This is a genomic window from Ruminococcus sp. OM04-4AA, from assembly GCF_003462585.1.
Lineage (GTDB): Bacteria > Bacillota > Clostridia > Lachnospirales > Lachnospiraceae > Mediterraneibacter > Mediterraneibacter faecis.
This window is the reverse complement of the sequence record NZ_QTZH01000022.1, coordinates 1-17,282: the sequence shown is the minus strand read 5'-3', so window position 1 is coordinate 17,282 and position 17,282 is coordinate 1. Positions and strand designations below refer to the sequence as shown.

Here is a 17,282-nt window from a genome sequence, read left to right as displayed (position 1 = left end):
GGTAAACTGTTTTGGTTACTACTTGCACTACATACGACTGGCAATCCATTCTGACAGATACCATGCTTGTTATCTTTTTATCAATCTATTGATAGTCTAACATAGTTTATTTTGTTTGACTAGGTTCAATTTTGTCCACTATTTTATAAATCTTATAAGTATACGCTAACCATAAACCTGATTATCCCTTGCATCACCGTGCTATAATTAAAATTAAGGTGGTTAGAAACATTTACCATCTGCTAAGGATTTTGAAAGAAGGCATTTTAATGAAAACTTATGTTACACACTATTTTAACTTTGAATACATCGGAATCTACCTGCTCGTCTCGCTGATCGGGCTGGCCGTTGTGATCGGTATTGTTCTTGGCGTAGCCAAATTGAAAACACGCCAGCGACTGCAAGATGACTCCCTGTCTCACAAAGCAATCCTTCGTATCAACCGCCATCACCAGGAGCGAAAAAGAAGCATTATCGAAAGTTTCTTTGAGATGGTCTTCGCCAGCACCTCCGTGCTGATTTTTCTGTCTCTTTACTATATTATTGATGAGAGGATCCCCGGCGTATCCGTTTACTGGCAGAAGTATCAGGATATTATCCTTTTACTCTTCCTTTGCTTCTCCGTTATCTTAAATGGATGGCTTGATATTGTATTTGTACCATTGGAAGAAATAGATTCCAACCAAAAGGCTTCCATCAGACTTGTGTCTTCATTTTATATTATCTTGATTTTGCTTTATATTAAATTCATTTATAATGATGATAATTATGATTCACTGATGATGTATTTCATCACACTTGCAGTCGGACGCTTCATTTACTTTGACTTTACGATGGATGATTTTCTTTCCACGATTCATGGATTTTGGGAAGAACTTCCACTTCTGATTTTAATGACAAGCTACTCCGGATTTATCTGCTGGTTTGGATTCCACATTGGATTCCTGCTGACTTCCAACGGCGTGATCGTCAGCACACTCCTGGCGCATCTGTTTATGGTCTGTTCGATTTTTATTTTGGATAAGACAAGAATACTGCGACTGGTAATGTAAACACAGAAGCAGAATCATTTTCCACTCATGATTCTGCTTCTTTTATTTCCTTATTCTTTTTATATTCCAGACACAACCTTAACCAATAATAGCACCAGTACGATCAGAATAATCGGCTTGATCACTTTCACCCCATTATTCACAACCATTCCGGCACCAACATAATGTCCGGCAATGCTAAAACAGGATGCTGCCAGTCCCAGTCCCCACAGGATTTTCCCTGCCAGGATAAATGTGATCAGCGCTGAAATATTGGAAGAAAGATTCACAATCTTCACATTTCCTGTCGCTTTCTCCAATGGTATCTTCGCAAGCTTGGTAAATACAAGCAGCAAGAAGGTTCCTGTTCCCGGACCGTAGAATCCGTCATAACAACCAATCACCAAAGAGCATACAATCGCGATCAGATACTGCTTGTTCTTTGTCATTCCGACCGGAACTTCCACATCCATATTCTTGTCTTTCAACACACAGAAAGCTACAATTGGCAGGATAACAACCAATACCATTTTCAAAATATGGTCGCTGATGATCAGCGCCAGATTTGCTCCGGCAACAGAACCGATCAGCGCTCCGATCACTGTTCCTGGTACAAATCCCCAGTCTACTTTCTTATTCTTAATCAGTCTCGCTGTCGATACTACCGTTCCTGTTGAAGATGACAGCTTGTTCGTCGCGATTGCATTATGCACCGGAATCCCGGCAAACATATATGCCGGAAGCGAGATAAGTCCACCGCCTCCTGCAATTGAATCAACAAAGCCCGCCAGAAACACCAGCGGGCATACAATCAGATAAATCCCCATTTTCCTTGTTCCTTTTCTTCTATATAATAAGATATCAGAGACAAATGCCCCGACTTCTTATTGTAACGGTTTACAAGGAATCTGTAAATATCATTTATTGTTGTTTTCCTCCGAGATGGCGAATCATCGCTAACATAGATGTACTCGCATGAAGCGGTGTAATCTTTATCTCCGGATGCTCTTCCTGAAACACACGGAACACTTCATCCGCAAAACCGCGCCCCATGAATTCAATTCCCCGAAAATCAATCACAAGCTCCTTGTATCCTTCTGCATCTTTCAGAACTCTTCTTGCATGGGATCTTGCCACTGGATCCACAAAAGGCAATACATCCTTCAGTATTATTGTTTTTACTTCTTCCATTCTACCGCCCGCTTTCCTGGTATTTTCTATATCTATTTTTACCATATTTTATCAAGATTTTCAAGTTTTGCAGCATTTTTATTTACTCTATTCTACAAAAAACTCCTCTCAGACTGCATCTTATCACAACTGAAAGGAGTTCTCCTATTATTTGCAAGCAGTGTAACTACTCTTTATTTTAATTGTTCCGGCTCTTCGACTTCATAATCTGACCAGCTGAAATCTTTTACTTATTCTCTCACAAGCACCTTCACGATCTCCCCCATATACATTGTATGATAATCTTTGCCCGGATACCATTTCTCATCCGGTCCGTCTACTGTAAAGCACTCCGGTTTCATCTCCTGTGCATAAAGCTTTCTGCAGACAAAGATCAGATCTGCTTCTTCATACGCTGTTGTTCCGTCTGTGTAATACGGTGTCAGTCCTGCCTCTTTATCCTTATCACAGTCGCGTCCTGACTTGGATCCACAAAGATTTAATGCTTTTCTGTAATCTTCCTTAAAGAAAGAAAGTGTAAACATATCTTCTGCATCTACGAATTCCTTCGTATATCTCTGTGGACGAATATATGCTGTTGCCACATTCATCCCCCACATAATTCCAACTCCACCCCAGCTGGCTGTCATTGTATTATGCTTCTCTTCATCTCCTGCTGTGATCAGCATCCATTCCTTGCTGATCTTTGTAAAAGGGTTAAATGAAAGTTCCTCAATCTTTACTTCTTTAAATGCCATTTTTATTTTCTCCTTATAAGAAGCGGCCGTTACTGTATTCACCCTGATGCTACAGTAACAGCCACTATTTTTAATTCATTTCATTATTTTGCAACAACTCTACGGAAGTTTTTCTTTCCTTTTTTCACGATCTTACCTTCTCCGTCAAAGTCTGCCGGAGCATATGTTGTTGTAATGTCTGTTACTTTCTCTCCGTCTACAGAAACACCACCCTGTGTTACGGCACGTCTTGCGTCAGATCTGGAAGATGCCTGTCCACTCTTTACAAGAACTGCAAGGATATCAATCTTTCCATCCTGGAAATCTGCCTCTTCCAGTTCTGTTGTCGGCATATTGTCAGCATTTCCCTGGCTGAACAGTGCACGTGCACTCTCCTGTGCCTTCTGTGCTTCTTCCTCACCGTGAACAAGCTTTGTCAGCTCATATGCAAGGATTTCTTTCGCTGTGTTAAGCTGTGCGCCTTCCCAGGCATCCATCTTGTCGATCTCTTCAAGCGGAAGGAATGTCAGCATACGGATACATTTCAGAACATCAGCATCTCCGACATTTCTCCAGTACTGGTAGAAGTCAAATGGGGATGTCTTATTTGGATCAAGCCATACAGCACCTGACTGTGTCTTACCCATCTTCTTTCCTTCAGAGTTCAGAAGCAGTGTGATTGTCATAGCACTTGCATCTTTACCAAGTTTACGACGGATCAGCTCTGTACCTGCGAGCATGTTGCTCCACTGGTCATCTCCACCGAACTCAAGGTTACATCCATAGTTCTGGAACAACTCGTAGAAGTCATATGCCTGCATGATCATGTAGTTGAACTCAAGGAAGCTGAGTCCCTTCTCCATTCTCTGCTTGTAACACTCAGCTGTCAGCATTCTGTTTACTGAGAAATGAGGTCCTACCTCACGAAGTACATCGATGTAGTTCAAGTCAAGCAGCCAATCTGCATTGTTTACCATAAGAGCTTTGCCCTCTGAAAAATCGATGAAACGACTCATCTGCTCTTTGAAGCAGTCGCAGTTATGCTGGATCTGCTCCGGTGTCATCATGCTTCTCATATCAGTTCTTCCGGATGGATCTCCGATATATCCAGTACCTCCACCGATCAGTGCGATTGGTTTGTTTCCTGCTTCCTGCAGACGTTTCATCAGGCACAGTGCCATAAAATGTCCTACATGAAGACTGTCTGCTGTCGGGTCGAATCCGATATAGAATGTAGCCTTTCCATTATTTACAAGTTCTTTGATTCTCTCTTCATCTGTTACCTGGGCGATCAGGCCTCTTGCCTGAAGTTCTTCATAAATTCCCATTGTTCTTCTCCTTTTCTTTTTGTTATATTTTTTCGAACGCATCATTCAGTTCTGGCCTTGTATACAAGTATCATGGCAATGTAACTTGCTGGATTTTTGTATAAAAAAGACCTTACTGCATGATGCAATAAGGACGATCTATCACCGTGGTACCACCTTAATTCACCGACAACATATGTCTGTCAGTCTCATTCGTGCAATAACGAGCACAACTCCGTCACAGCCTACTCTCTGTCTGATCTGTTCCCCATATCGATCTATGAATTCCCATCTTCAGATTTCAGTGTGAAGCTCCAGGATGTATTCGCAGTCAGTCATCTACGCGCCTCTCATCAACCGGCAACTTTCTGTGTGTCTGTTCTGTCTGTTACTTGTTCCCTTCACAGCCTTCCATATATAAGAGTTCTAGCAACTCCCGTAGCCTTGATGATAGACTATTGTAAACATTTTGTCAAGTAGTCTTGTATATATAAAAAGCGGAAGTGTCCCCGGCTCTTCGCCGATTCCACTTCCGCTTTTGAAAAGGGATTATTAATGTGTGTGTTATCCGTATTCTTTCACATCATTATCCCGGATAACCTAATTATCATTTAAACTTATTTGCAAAGTTTCTTGAACTCGTCAGCTACAAACTGAACTTTTGTTCCAATGATTACCTGAACGTCTTTCTGAGATGGACGAACAACGCCTGCAACACCTGCAGATTTGATCTTCTTCTCATCAACCTTTGTGTAATCTTTGATTACAAGACGAAGTCTTGTGATACAGTTGTCGACAGACTCTACGTTATCTTTTCCACCAACACCATCAAGAACGATCTTAGCTACTGTTGTGAAGTCATCGTTTGCAAGAACAACTTTTGTTTCATCATCATCGTCATCTTCACGACCTGGTGTCTTCAGATCGAATTTAACGATTGCGAAACGGAATACAGCGTAGAATACGATGAAAGCTGCGATTCCAAGAGGAATGATAAGCCATGTCTTAGCTGCTGCCGGAAGGGGAGCAGAGAAGATAAGGTCTGTAAGTCCTGCTGAGAAGCTGAATCCTGCACGGAATCCAAGAGCTACTGTGATTACTGTAAAGATACCATACAGTAATGCGTATACAACGTAAAGTGCCGGAGCGAGGAACATGAATGCGAACTCGAATGGCTCTGTAACACCACAAACGAATGCGGAAATTGCTGCAGATGCGATAAGTCCGATTGCAACTTTCTTCTTATTGCTCTTTGCAGACTGAATCATAGCAAGAGCTGCTCCAGGGATACCAAACATCATACATGGGAAGAATCCTGACATGTACATTCCAAGACTCCAGGAAACGTCTGCAGATGTTTCTCCATTCCAGAAGTGTGACAGGTCTCCAAGTCCGATTGTATCAAACCAGAATACATTGTTCAGTGCGTGGTGCAGACCGAACGGGATAAGTAATCTGTTAAAGAATGCATAGATACCAGCTCCAAGAGCTCCCATTCCTGCGATTCCTTTTCCAAGTGCAACCAGTCCTGCAAAGAGTACCGGCCATACAAAGAGCAGAACTGCAGATACAATAATAGAAACAACACCTGCAACGATTGCTACACAACGCTTACCACTGAAGAATGACAGCCAGTCAGGAAGCTTAGTTGATTTGAATCTGTTGTAGCAAAGTGCACCGATGATACCGGCGATGATACCGATAAATGGGTTTTCGATTTTGCTGAATGCGATAAATGCTGTTGATCCTTCTTCCAGTGTTCTAAGAACAGATACTGCTCCAGTAGAAAGAAGGTTTGTGATCATCAGCCAGGATGCAAGTGCAGCAAGACCTGCTGTACCATCATGGTCATCAGACATACCAACACCAACACCGATTGCAAAGAGGAGTGCCATATGATCGATCAAGGCACCACCAGCTTTTACAAGGAAAAATCCGATCTGCTCAACAACACCAGTTACATCTCCACCCTGCATAGTAGATGGACACATTGCGTATCCTAATCCCATCAGGATACCACAAATCGGAAGACAAGCAACAGGAAGCATAAGAGCTTTTCCTAATTTCTGTACGAATTTCATAGAATTCCCTCCTTAATAATCTCTCATTTTTAATCCCTTTTTATTTTAACCGGCAAATGAGTCCTCCGGTCAAAATCACCTCTGATCCTCCGGGTCTTCCACAAACCAGAGAACCATCTATGACAAAAGCGCAATGCGCTAAAGTCCAAGTTCATCTGCGGCTGTTCATTTCTCAATGCAGCCTTTCACTTTTGTTACCGTTCAAAGCAACCTTATTCGTCCTCCGAATCCGCCATCGCAACACGGCGAATATGGAGTGTCAGATACAAAACTTCCTCTCCTGACAGCTTGCAGTCTGCCGTCTGTTCTATGTAATCTGCAACTTTTCTGCTGCAAGAATACTCCTTCGGATACTTTCTCTGCATCATCTCTGTGATCTCATTCTCTTCCTCTTCCAGCAATTCCTTACGATAAATCCTCTGAAGAAGAAACTTCACATGTGTCAGAAATCTCTCATAATGCAGCGAGCCTTCATCCATCTCAATTCCAAGTTCATCTGCTACGATTCCAAGAATCTCTTTCATCTGATTTGGAAATCGTACCGCATCCCGAATATCTGTTCCATACTCTGCGTTGACAAAATGCAATGCAATAAATCCTGCTTCGTCCTCAGGCATCTCTACATCCAGTCTCTTTTTCACAAGTTCTACCGCATATCTTCCGAGTTCAAATTCCTGTGGATAAAATCTTTTAATCTCCCACAGCAACGCATTCTCAAGATGAATCCCCTTTTACAGCGGCTGATTGCAAAACTGATATGATCTGTCAATGTAACATAGATGCTTTGATTTAATTTCAGCTTCATTGTCTTCTTCGCATAAGAAATGATCTCATTGGAGATTTGAACCTGCTCAAGCGGCATCTTCGCCAGCAATTCCTTGAGCTGCCCTGCTATGCTCTGACTCTTGATGCGGAAAATCTTCTCAACCTTCTCCACCGGAACTTTCTGCCCCCGCTTCATCTGGAATCCGATTCCCCGTCCCATGATAACAACTTCTAAGCCTGTTTCATCAAATGCAGATACAATGTTGTTATTAATTATTTTGTCTATAACCATCCGATTGGCCTTTCTCTAACTTCGGGAGAATCTCCCTAATAAATAAAAAAGCCAAACTTTAAGGCATCCCCCTGATTCATCCGGTGACGCTCATAAAATCTGGTTTTGCCTGCCTAACAGTAACAATCCTTCTTTAATGATAACTGTTCGTCAATGTTATCTCTTTTCTACGTGATTCAGTATAACAAACCTGCACATAAAAGTCAATCAAATATTTTATATTTTGTTAATAATATTTATACTTTTTTTATATTTTTATGTATTCCGCGATTCTTTTCGTTATTTTTTACAAAAACAAATTTCAGACATACTCTTTTCTTCGGGTCTCCGTCTGAAATTTGGTTCTGTCTACTGACAATCACCACACTGTCTAGTGTAACAGCGAAACGGTTCATTGTCAACCTTTACAAAAAATTATTTACTTTTTTCTTCAAGGTAGTCAATTTCAACAAGCCTTAGTCCCTGTGGAGGAACTGTCATTCCTGCTGCCTGTCGGTCCTTTGCCTCAAGAATGGCTGGAATCTGTTCCGGGGCAATCGCTCCTCTTCCGACTCCGATCAACGTACCTGCAAGGATTCGGACCATATTGTAGAGGAATCCATTTCCACGGACACGAATGGTAATAAGTTCCCCCTCTTTCTCTACTTCCAGATCATAAATCGTGCGAACCGTATCTTCCACCTGAGTATGAACATTACAGAAGCTCTTAAAGTCATGCTCCCCTTTCAGGTATTCTGCTGCTTCTCTCATCTTCTCAAGATCAAGATCAAATGAAACATGATACGTGTCTCTTCTTCTCATCGGATCCGGGAACTTGCTATTTAAGATCTTGTACTCATACGTTTTCTCCGTATCACAATATCTTGGATGCCAGTCTGCTTCCACCTCATCTGATGCCACAACCACAATATCTTCCGGAAGCAGTGGATTCAATGCATAAGCAAATCGGTCTGCCGGGATTGTAGACTCTGTGTCAAATACAGCAACGTTTCCCTTCGCATGGACTCCCGCATCTGTGCGGCTTGCCCCGATCACGATAATCTCTTCCTTCGTAAGTCTAGAGATTGCCTGATTCAATTCACCTTCAATCGTCGGCACTTCCGGCTGCACCTGCCATCCACAATAAGCAGTGCCGTCATATGCCACCCTTAATCTGATTCTTCTCATATCTGTTCTTTCTCCTAATACTATGAGAAACACGCTCCGCGAGTTTCTCAAGTTATCGCGGCAGTCGCCAAGGTCTCGTGCAAGCACGGACTTTGACTCGTTGCTCGCGTAAATAAAAGGGACAGAAATCTCCGTCCCTCTTCTCTATTTATTTTATTCTAAAAAATCCACAATTTAAACGGCACAAATCTTCCGATCACTACAATCGCGATCAGATATCCCCATGTGATTGCATAAGCAAGTCTGTCCTGATAATGATATTTCAAAGGCTTCATCTTTGTACGCCCTTCGCCACCATGATAACAGCGGGCTTCCATTGCCATCGCCAGATCATTCGCTCTTCGGAATGCAGACACGAAAAGCGGAACAAGAATCGGAATCATTGCCTTTGCTCTCTGGATAATATTTCCTGATTCAAAATCAGCTCCTCTTGCAATCTGTGCCTTCATGATCTTGTCTGTCTCTTCCAGCAGAATCGGAATAAAACGCAGTGCAATAGACATCATCATCGAAATTTCGTGTACCGGTACATGGATTCGGTTCAGTGGATGAAGCAGCTTCTCCAGTCCATCTGTCAGTCCGTTCGGAGTCGTTGTAAATGTCATCAAAGAAGAACCTGCAACAAGCAGTACAAGACGGACTGCCATGAACACAGAAGTACGAAGCCCTGTCTCTGTGATCGTAATGATTCCCCAATGGAATAACACTGCACCGCCTCTTGTAAGGAACAAGTTCATAGCCACTGTAAACAATAACAAGATCACAATCGGCTTAAGTCCTTTTCCAATAAACTTTGCCGGGACTTTAGAAACGTGAATCATGCACGCAAGAAATACAAATGCCAATGCATATCCAAGCACACTGTTCTGCACAAATAAAGAAACCAAAAAGATCAGTGTGCAGACAATCTTCACACGCGGATCCAGTCTGTGGATCGGACTCTGCGCCGGATAATACTGTCCTATCGTAATATCTCTAATCATGACTGCACCTCCTGTCTCTTCTTCAGGAAGTTGTAGATCTCGTCCGCAGCCTCTTCCACAGTTGTCGCATCTGCTGATACATCAAATCCTTTTTCTTTCAGATCATGCATTACATATGTTACCTGTGGTGCTGCCAGTCCAACAGCCTCAAGCTCTTTATAATGGCGGAACACTTCTTCCGGTGTACCGTCAAGCATCTTTTCTCCATCATTCATCACGATCAGGCGCTCCACGTATTTTGCAACATCTTCCATACTATGGGAAACAAGAATTACTGTCATTCCGGTCTTCTCATGAAGCAATTTTACCTGATCTAAGATCTCATCTCGTCCCTTCGGATCCAGTCCGGCTGTCGGCTCATCCAGAACAAGTACCTTCGGATGCATTGCAAGATTCCCGCGATTGCCACACGACGCTTCTGACCTCCGGATAATTCAAATGGGGACTGCTTATAATATTTCTCCGGAAATCCTACAAGCTCCAAGGCTTCTCTTGCCTGCTTCTCGCACTCTTCCTTGGAAAGTCCCTGGTTCTTCGGTCCAAAACACACATCACTTAACACATCAACTTCAAACAACTGATACTCTGGATACTGGAACACAAGTCCTACCTGTGTACGCAGTTTCTTCATATCATATCCGTCCTCGTAAATGTTCTGCCCCTCATAAAGTAATTTCCCTGATGTTGCTTTCATCAGACCGTTCAAATGCTGGATCAAGGTTGATTTTCCCGAACCCGTGTGTCCAATGATTCCCACAAACTGTCCCTGCGGAATCTCCAGACTGACATCCTTCAGTGCATGATGCTCATATGCAGTTCCCGGGCTATATACATAACTGATATTTTCTAATTTAATTGACATAAGGCATCCACCAATTCTTCCCTTCTAAGAATTCCTTTCGGCAGCGGAACTCCTTTTTGAATCAATGCGTCTGCCAGCATTGTCACCTGTGGTACATCCATACGGTACTTCTTGAGTTCATCTACCCGGCTGAAGATTTCTTTCGGTGTACCATGCATCACCACATGCCCTTCATCCATTACAAATACCTGATCCGCATCGATCACTTCTTCCATATAATGTGTGATCAGGATCACCGTAACATTCTTCTCTTTTCGAAGCTGCTCTACCGCTTCAATAACTTCTTTTCGTCCATTCGGATCAAGCATCGCCGTCGGCTCATCGAGCACGATGCACTTCGGCTCCATCGCGATTACTCCTGCGATCGCCACCCTCTGCTTCTGGCCTCCGGACAGTTTATTTGGAGAATCCTTTCTGCGCTCCAGCATACCGACTGCACGCAGACTGTTCTCTACCCGTTTCCAGATCTCGTCCGTAGGAACTCCTAAGTTCTCCGGACCGAATCCTACTTCCTCTTCTACAACAGTTCCGATAATCTGGTTATCCGGATTCTGAAATACCATTCCGGCGCTCTGTCTGATGTTCCAAAGCTCATTCGGATCTTTCGTATCTCTTCCGTCCACCCACATCGTTCCACCTGTCGGGACAAGAATCGCATTCATATGCTTCGCCAGGGTAGACTTTCCTGAACCGTTATGTCCAAGAATCGCCACAAAAGACCCCTGCGGGACATCAATGTCAACTCCGTCAATGGCGCGATGGGATCCGATCACATTACCTTCTTCGTCTCGTTTATCATACTCAAATACAAGCTTTTCAGCACGTATCATTCCCATGGAATATACCGCCTTTCTTATTATAAAAATGCATAAGAAAATAAAACTTTCTAATGTCTCTGTATCGTTATTAGTTGCATAAGGCGAACTGCTGAAAAGCAATTCAAAATTCATTTTACGGTATCGCAAAAAGATTTGCAAGCATGCATACAGTAAAATACAGTAAAATGCGAAAATTTAGTTATTACAGCACCTTTCGTCCATTGAACCTCCATTCCGATTATGATATTCTTATCTTATTAGAATATAGAACAGAACGAACCTCGATTACTGTTCTGAGTAATACTAGAATGAGGAGGCACATATTATGTCAAAATACGTTATGGCATTAGATGCCGGAACCACAAGTAACCGCTGCATTTTATTTAATAAAAAAGGGGAAATCTGCAGCGTCACGCAGAGAGAATTCACACAGTATTTTCCAAAACCAGGCTGGGTAGAGCACGATGCGGACGAGATCTGGGCAAGCATGCTCGGAGTTGCTGTGGAGGCTATGAACATCATCGGCGCGGAACCTTCTGATATCGCTGCAATCGGTATCACGAACCAGCGCGAGACAACCATCGTATGGGATAAGAATACCGGTGATCCGGTCTGCCACGCGATTGTCTGGCAGTGTCGTCGTACTGCTGAATTCTGCGATTCTTTGAAAGAAAAAGGACTGACAGAAGAGTTTCGCCAGAAAACAGGTCTTGTACTTGATGCTTATTTCTCAGGAACAAAGATCCACTGGATTCTCGACAACGTTCCGAAAGCAAGAGAACGTGCCGAGCGCGGAGAACTGCTCTTTGGTACAGTAGAGACCTGGCTGATCTGGAAACTGACGAAAGGCGCAGTACATGTTACAGACTACTCCAACGCATCACGAACCATGCTTTTCAATATCAATACATTAGACTGGGATGACGAGATTCTCGAAGAACTTCAGATCCCACGCTGTATGCTTCCGACACCGAAGCCTTCCAGCTGCATTTACGGAGAGACAGATCCATCCGTCCTTGGCGGAGCGGTCCCAATCGCCGGTGCTGCCGGAGATCAGCAGTCTGCACTTTTCGGTCAGACCTGTTTCAAACCGGGAGATGCGAAGAATACTTACGGAACCGGATGCTTCCTTCTGATGAACACCGGAGAAAAACCTGTCTTTTCCAACAACGGCCTTGTCACCACGATTGCCTGGGGACTTGACGGAAAGGTTACATATGCTCTGGAAGGTTCTATCTTTGTTGCCGGTGCAGCGATCCAGTGGCTGCGTGATGAATTGCGTCTGATTGATTCCGCTGACGATTGCGAATACATGGCAAAGAAAGTGAAAAATACAAACGGCTGTTATGTTGTACCTGCTTTCACCGGACTCGGTGCTCCCTATTGGGATCAGTATGCCCGCGGAACGATCGTAGGCCTGACACGTGGGGTAAATAAATACCATATCATCCGTGCGACCCTCGAGTCTCTCGCTTATCAGGCATATGATGTCCTGACTGCCATGAAGGCAGATTCCGACATCGATCTCGCTTCCCTGAAAGTAGATGGCGGCGCAAGCGCAAATAACTTCCTGATGCAGACACAGGCTGATCTGATCAACGCACCTGTCCACCGTCCGGTCTGCGTTGAGACGACTGCTATGGGAGCTGCTTATCTGGCCGGACTTGCAGTCGGCTACTGGAACAGTCTTGAAGAAATCAAAGAGAACTGGGCGATTGATCAGATCTTTGAACCTTCAATTGACCCGGAAATCCGTGAAAAGAAACTGAAGGGTTGGCACAAGGCTGTTAAATATTCCTTCGACTGGGCGAAAGAAGATTAACATTTTTGAATCTTTGAAAACAAATCTATACATATAAAGCATATAGAAAAGCTGTTGTCCGTCTGTTGTTCACAAACCTCGTAAACAACAGATGGACAGCAGCTTTTTATATTTCATATTCGTAACTGTTCTTCTATTTTATTTACAACTCATCCAGACTTTCCTTGAATCCTTCTCCAAGCACTTCACTTGTCTCAGTAAACATTACAAAGGCCGAGTCATCTACCTGGTAAACTGCATTTTTCACAAGATACGCTTCTGACTTAGAACATGCACAGAGCAAAACATTTCTCTTACTCTTCGTATAAGTCCCCATTCCTTCCAGAGAAGTAACACCACGATCGGTGATTCTTCCAATCTCCTCCGCTGTTTCCTCTCCTTTCGATGTTACGATAATCGCAAGTGATCCTGCACCGATTCCGTAAAGGATCTTGTCAATTACCATAGAGCAGACAAATACTGCGATCAATCCATAAAGAACCGAATCAACATCACCGAATACCGGCCATCCGATCAAGATAATAATCAGGTCGATCAGCAGCGTCAATCGCCCAAGAGACATATGCGGTCTCTTCTTTTTGATCGTCATTGTCAGGAAATCCGCTCCACCCGAAGAAGAACCTCTCATATAGAAAAGAACCATTCCAAGTCCGAGCAATGCTCCCGAGTAAATCGCTGCAAGCAGACGCTGTCCTGTATAGAACGGAAACATTGGAAATACAAGATCGACAAAGATCGTTGAAATAATCATCGTCCTCGCAGTCTTTATCAAAAACCGCTTTCCTACTGTTTTATAACTGATGATAACCAGTGGAATATTCAGTATCAACGTCATTGTACCGACCGGAAGATTCCATAACTTGTTCATGATCAAGGCAATACCTGAGATTCCTCCAGGCGCAAAATTTCCTGCCTCTGCAAATGTATAGATTCCGGCACCAAACAAAATACTTCCTATAATATCATACAAAATATCCACTGCAAGCTCTCTCTTCGGATGCTCTGCCCGCATTTTTTTATTCTCCATCATACCTTTTTCCTCTCCGTAAATGTATTTGGATAACTATTCTGAAGCACTCCTTAAAATGTTGCGCATTTTCTTATGCTTTATCCCCCAAAAGCAAAGATTGCTCTTTTTTATCTATCTCGCCTCTACTACTATAAGACTTTTTGACATTTTCAGCAAGCTTTCTTTACACACTTTATGAATTACTTTCCTGTTTTATAGGAACCATCACTTGGACTTTTTATGAAACCTCTTGACATTCGCATTCAGATTGTTATAATCATAATTGTTTGAATTCTAACAGTTATTTTGGAGGTATTTAAAATGGAATCCTTTCACTATCTCTCCATGTCAAACCATATGATGATACAGAAGCAGCTGATGGAACAGCTGAAGCCTTACGGTCTGACCCTTGGACAGCCAAAGGTTTTGGATTACTTAAAAGATCATGACGGTGCAAATCAGAAAGAGATTGCTGCCGCCTGTCATATTGAGGCTGGTTCTCTCACTTCTGTCCTGAATCGCATGGAAGACCAGAACATGGTGGAACGCCGAATATTAAATGGAAACCGCAGATCATTTCATGTGTTTCTCACAAAAAACGGACGCAGGCTGCAGCAGATCGTTGAGCAGAAATTTCATGAAATAGAAGCTGTTGCTCTTGCAGGAATATCCGAAGAAGATTTGAATTTCTTTCTAAAGACATTTCAGAAGGTACAGGATAATCTTTCTTCTCAAAATTCCAGCGACAAGTAATACAATCTGTCTAAACTTTAATCTCACCTATTAATACAGAAAACTTCTTAGATATAGAAATTTCTTAGATGTAGAAACTTCACGTGAAAGAAAGGACTTGAATCAAATGGAAAAATTTAAACGCTATCTCATCTTTTTGGTCGGATTATTTATCAGTTCCCTTGGTGTTAGTCTCGTCACAAAGGCGAACCTCGGAACTTCTCCGATTTCCTCTATCCCTTATGTACTGAGCTTGAATTTCTCACTCACACTCGGTAACTTTACGATTATCTTCAGTCTCTTTTTAATCGCACTGCAGCTTCTGATCCTTCGCAAAGATTTTAAATTAGAACACCTATTACAGATTCCGATTTCAATCTTGTTCGGATACTTTATCGACTGGACAATGCTTATCTTATCTTTCGTTCACCCGGATTCCTATCTGTTCAAGGTCATTGCACTTCTGATTGGATGTATCATTCTCGGATTCGGTGTCTACTGCGAAGTTCTTGCAGATGTTGCAATGCTTCCAGGTGAATCCTTCGTCCGCGCTGTTGTACAGACATGCGAACGAGAATTTGGAAGCACAAAAATTGCTTGCGATGTTACAATGACTGTTATGGCAGCACTGCTTTCCTTTGTCTTTGCAAAAGAATTAAACGGAGTACGTGAAGGAACTATCATCGCTGCTCTGCTTGTTGGATTCATTGCCCGACTCTTCGGTCGCTGGTTTTACTTCGTTCCTGCACTTCTGTTTCCTGAGACAGATGCTTCTCTTTCCACGACAGACAATATCTAATTTTATAATACACTCAAAAAAGTGTTGATACACAAACCCTCTTCTGTGCATCAACACTTTTTCTATTCTGTCGCTTTTGCGTTTGGATAAATCTTCTCCATCTTCACATCATCATAATGTTCATCTGCCCACTTCTGAATACTATTTTCCGCTACAACACCTTTTCCACGTTCGTCATAACGAACGAGTGCAATACATGACACCGCAACATTGCAGATCATGAACACGATCAAAAACCAGGTAAGCAGCTTCCCTGCCAGCATCGGGATTTTCTCGATCCATGCGGAAATGTACGGATAAATCTTCTTAAACCAGACAACTGCCGCAATTCCCCAAAAGAAGCAGTACAACAAGTTGATTCGGCCTCCTAAGTTAAATGGAATCTCGCTATAGTCCCAAAAAACTTTCCCGAATACAATTTCGGTAAACACGCTGCAAAGATATTCGTACGCTCCACCGAGCAACGTACCGATGATAAATAAGAAACTGTCACTCTTATCTTTATATTTGTAAAGCATTGCTGTCACAAGTGCGATCGCCAGTCCCCAAACAATACTGAACGGTCCCCAGACTACACTGGATCGGCTCATCCACACACCTGCCGTGATCCTGCAGAAAATCGTCTCTGTAATATCTCCAAGAAATGCTCCGACAAAAAACAACAGCACGATCTTATAGAACCCACAGCCTGCGGCAAATACTTTTCCCTTCTCCGCTTCCTCTTCCTTGCGGATCAGTTCGACTGCCTTTGGATACGCTTTTTGGATACGTTTTCCAACCCAAGTGGAAATCATACGACCAAGCTTATCACTGACTCTGTCCAGTCCCTCATTCGTAGCTTCCCAACGCGCCAGATTCTTTCCTTTTCCACGCAGAAGTAAATAAGATCCAAGGATATCCACAATAAGTATTCCAAGAAGAATCAACACAAGGATCTTCATCAGGAAGAGCGGCAACATTTTAAATACTACGATTGCAAATCTGTTTCCCCAGCGGATTCCAAGATATCCAAGAGCACCCCAGACAAGAGAAGCCGGGATACAGATATATCCGTCCAGATTCCATCTGATCTTGGAGTAATCCCACCATCTGGCTTTAAATGCCTTCTCGATCAAATGCCCTGCAACCCATTCAATCACTGTCGCATAAATCGCCGCAAATAAAAAAAGCCAGACTCCTCTTAGCTCCTGTAATCCAAATGTCATGAACAGAGCGGCGATACCGTAGATCACACAGAACGGTCCATTCACCAGACCTCTGTTCGCAAACTTCTTCTGTTTTACTGTTGCGGCTGCTGTCTCCAACACCCATCCTAAGAAAGAATAGATGAAAAACAGCCAAAGCAGTTCATACCATGTAAAACGAATCATTGCTCCATCTCCTTTGTACCATGTTTTCATTCACATCTTTCTTAGTATAACGCAAATCAGTGCTTTTTCCTAGGGATAAATCCAAAAATAATCAATACTCCGATCAGACTAACTTACAGAGATTTTTATTTTGATAAAAAAAACAGCGCTTTCGCACTGCTTCTCATTCCTGTCCATATTCCATGTACCTTCAAAACTACATACAGTCAAAACCAACATCATCATCCAAACCTATCACTGCTTTGGTTATGCCCTCGACCTATTAGTAACAGTCAGCTCCATGTGTTACCACACTTCCACCTCTGCCCTATCTACCTCGTCGTCTTCAAGGGGTCTT

Annotated in this window: 14 protein-coding genes, 1 rRNA gene, 3 pseudogenes and 1 other annotated feature; of the genes and pseudogenes, 4 read left to right on the top strand and 14 right to left on the bottom strand. The window is 42.8% G+C overall.

The genetic code is table 11. From position 1 onward, the window contains the following. The first annotated feature begins 269 nt into the window (after positions 1–269). Entirely contained in the window at positions 270–1,052 is a 783-nt protein-coding gene (locus tag DXB52_RS08160; RefSeq protein ID WP_117960676.1) for a hypothetical protein, read from the top strand. A gap of 59 nt (positions 1,053–1,111) precedes the next feature. On the opposite strand, the gene DXB52_RS08155 is transcribed toward DXB52_RS08160, so the two are convergent. The 11 genes and pseudogenes from DXB52_RS08155 to DXB52_RS08110 form a co-directional block, all read right to left on the bottom strand. Continuing rightward, a complete protein-coding gene (locus DXB52_RS08155) occupies positions 1,112–1,858 on the bottom strand; it encodes a TSUP family transporter (protein WP_020436069.1) in 747 nt (248 codons plus the stop codon). 94 nt (positions 1,859–1,952) lie between these two features. Next, positions 1,953–2,222 carry an STAS-like domain-containing protein gene (locus DXB52_RS08150; protein ID WP_015528407.1) on the bottom strand — a complete coding sequence of 90 codons (270 nt, stop codon included), beginning with the start codon at positions 2,220–2,222 and terminating at the stop codon, positions 1,953–1,955. A gap of 230 nt (positions 2,223–2,452) precedes the next feature. Then, a complete protein-coding gene (locus DXB52_RS08145; protein WP_020436070.1) occupies positions 2,453–2,959 on the bottom strand; it encodes a flavin reductase family protein in 507 nt (168 codons plus the stop codon). 83 nt (positions 2,960–3,042) lie between these two features. Next, positions 3,043–4,266 (bottom strand): tyrosine--tRNA ligase, encoded by a 1,224-nt coding sequence (gene tyrS / locus DXB52_RS08140; protein ID WP_020436071.1) that lies wholly within the window; start codon positions 4,264–4,266, stop codon positions 3,043–3,045. 126 nt (positions 4,267–4,392) lie between these two features. Further along, positions 4,393–4,659 (bottom strand) — a binding site (T-box leader). Between the two features lie 203 nt (positions 4,660–4,862). Then, positions 4,863–6,326 (bottom strand): PTS transporter subunit EIIC, encoded by a 1,464-nt coding sequence (locus DXB52_RS08135; protein WP_117497704.1) that lies wholly within the window; start codon positions 6,324–6,326, stop codon positions 4,863–4,865. A 212-nt stretch (positions 6,327–6,538) separates the two neighbouring features. Further along, positions 6,539–7,287 (bottom strand): annotated as a pseudogene (gene licT, locus DXB52_RS08130) (BglG family transcription antiterminator LicT). Then, positions 7,282–7,383, bottom strand: a pseudogene (locus DXB52_RS16990) (CAT RNA binding domain-containing protein); the annotation flags it as partial. The pseudogenes licT and DXB52_RS16990, both read right to left, overlap by 6 nt. Positions 7,384–7,797: 414 nt before the next feature. Continuing rightward, on the bottom strand, positions 7,798–8,550 hold the full coding sequence (gene truA / locus DXB52_RS08125; RefSeq protein ID WP_055146356.1) for a tRNA pseudouridine(38-40) synthase TruA: 753 nt from the start codon (positions 8,548–8,550) through the stop codon (positions 7,798–7,800). A gap of 158 nt (positions 8,551–8,708) precedes the next feature. Continuing rightward, positions 8,709–9,533: an energy-coupling factor transporter transmembrane component T family protein gene (locus DXB52_RS08120; protein ID WP_055146359.1), complete on the bottom strand. Its 825-nt coding sequence runs from the start codon at positions 9,531–9,533 to the stop codon at positions 8,709–8,711. Next, positions 9,530–10,395 (bottom strand): annotated as a pseudogene (locus DXB52_RS08115) (energy-coupling factor transporter ATPase). The gene DXB52_RS08120 and the pseudogene DXB52_RS08115 overlap by 4 nt, the downstream one beginning before the upstream one ends. Further along, entirely contained in the window at positions 10,380–11,231 is an 852-nt protein-coding gene (locus DXB52_RS08110; protein ID WP_055146362.1) for an energy-coupling factor transporter ATPase, read from the bottom strand. The pseudogene DXB52_RS08115 and the gene DXB52_RS08110 overlap by 16 nt, the downstream one beginning before the upstream one ends. 307 nt (positions 11,232–11,538) lie before the next feature. Here DXB52_RS08110 and glpK point away from each other — a divergent pair, with 307 nt between their 5' ends. Next, entirely contained in the window at positions 11,539–13,035 is a 1,497-nt protein-coding gene (glpK, locus tag DXB52_RS08105) for a glycerol kinase GlpK (RefSeq protein WP_117960678.1), read from the top strand. A 142-nt stretch (positions 13,036–13,177) separates the two neighbouring features. Here glpK and DXB52_RS08100 read toward each other — a convergent pair whose 3' ends face one another. Further along, complete coding sequence (locus DXB52_RS08100; RefSeq protein WP_117542188.1) at positions 13,178–14,065, bottom strand: YitT family protein; 888 nt, start codon at positions 14,063–14,065, stop codon at positions 13,178–13,180. Positions 14,066–14,365: 300 nt separating this feature from the next. Between DXB52_RS08100 and DXB52_RS08095 the strand changes: the two genes are divergently transcribed. Then, the gene (locus DXB52_RS08095) at positions 14,366–14,797 is read left to right on the top strand and encodes a MarR family winged helix-turn-helix transcriptional regulator (RefSeq protein ID WP_226871443.1); all 432 of its coding nucleotides are present in this window, start codon (positions 14,366–14,368) and stop codon (positions 14,795–14,797) included. A gap of 106 nt (positions 14,798–14,903) precedes the next feature. Then, a complete protein-coding gene (locus DXB52_RS08090) occupies positions 14,904–15,575 on the top strand; it encodes a YczE/YyaS/YitT family protein (protein ID WP_243004766.1) in 672 nt (223 codons plus the stop codon). 62 nt (positions 15,576–15,637) lie between these two features. Here the strand turns inward: DXB52_RS08090 and DXB52_RS08085 are convergent, their stop codons facing one another. Further along, the gene (locus DXB52_RS08085) at positions 15,638–16,975 is read right to left on the bottom strand and encodes a putative ABC transporter permease (protein ID WP_238012976.1); all 1,338 of its coding nucleotides are present in this window, start codon (positions 16,973–16,975) and stop codon (positions 15,638–15,640) included. Positions 16,976–17,187: 212 nt separating this feature from the next. Then, positions 17,188–17,282, bottom strand: a 23S ribosomal RNA gene (locus DXB52_RS08080); the annotation flags it as partial.

Excerpts from the sequence above, each read along its gene's own strand:
- tyrS (WP_020436071.1), bottom strand. The coding sequence starts at position 4,266 with ATGGGAATTTATGAAGAACTTCAGGCAAGAGGCCTGATCGCCCAGGTA.
- DXB52_RS08085 (WP_238012976.1), bottom strand. The coding sequence starts at position 16,975 with ATGAAAACATGGTACAAAGGAGATGGAGCAATGATTCGTTTTACATGG.
- DXB52_RS08100 (WP_117542188.1), bottom strand. The coding sequence starts at position 14,065 with ATGATGGAGAATAAAAAAATGCGGGCAGAGCATCCGAAGAGAGAGCTT.
- DXB52_RS08145 (WP_020436070.1), bottom strand. The coding sequence starts at position 2,959 with ATGGCATTTAAAGAAGTAAAGATTGAGGAACTTTCATTTAACCCTTTT.
- glpK (WP_117960678.1), top strand. The coding sequence starts at position 11,539 with ATGTCAAAATACGTTATGGCATTAGATGCCGGAACCACAAGTAACCGC.
- DXB52_RS08090 (WP_243004766.1), top strand. The coding sequence starts at position 14,904 with ATGGAAAAATTTAAACGCTATCTCATCTTTTTGGTCGGATTATTTATC.
- DXB52_RS08120 (WP_055146359.1), bottom strand. The coding sequence starts at position 9,533 with ATGATTAGAGATATTACGATAGGACAGTATTATCCGGCGCAGAGTCCG.
- DXB52_RS08160 (WP_117960676.1), top strand. The coding sequence starts at position 270 with ATGAAAACTTATGTTACACACTATTTTAACTTTGAATACATCGGAATC.
- DXB52_RS08095 (WP_226871443.1), top strand. The coding sequence starts at position 14,366 with ATGGAATCCTTTCACTATCTCTCCATGTCAAACCATATGATGATACAG.
- DXB52_RS08150 (WP_015528407.1), bottom strand. The coding sequence starts at position 2,222 with ATGGAAGAAGTAAAAACAATAATACTGAAGGATGTATTGCCTTTTGTG.
- DXB52_RS08155 (WP_020436069.1), bottom strand. The coding sequence starts at position 1,858 with ATGGGGATTTATCTGATTGTATGCCCGCTGGTGTTTCTGGCGGGCTTT.
- DXB52_RS08135 (WP_117497704.1), bottom strand. The coding sequence starts at position 6,326 with ATGAAATTCGTACAGAAATTAGGAAAAGCTCTTATGCTTCCTGTTGCT.
- DXB52_RS08110 (WP_055146362.1), bottom strand. The coding sequence starts at position 11,231 with ATGGGAATGATACGTGCTGAAAAGCTTGTATTTGAGTATGATAAACGA.
- truA (WP_055146356.1), bottom strand. The coding sequence starts at position 8,550 with ATGAGAAGAATCAGATTAAGGGTGGCATATGACGGCACTGCTTATTGT.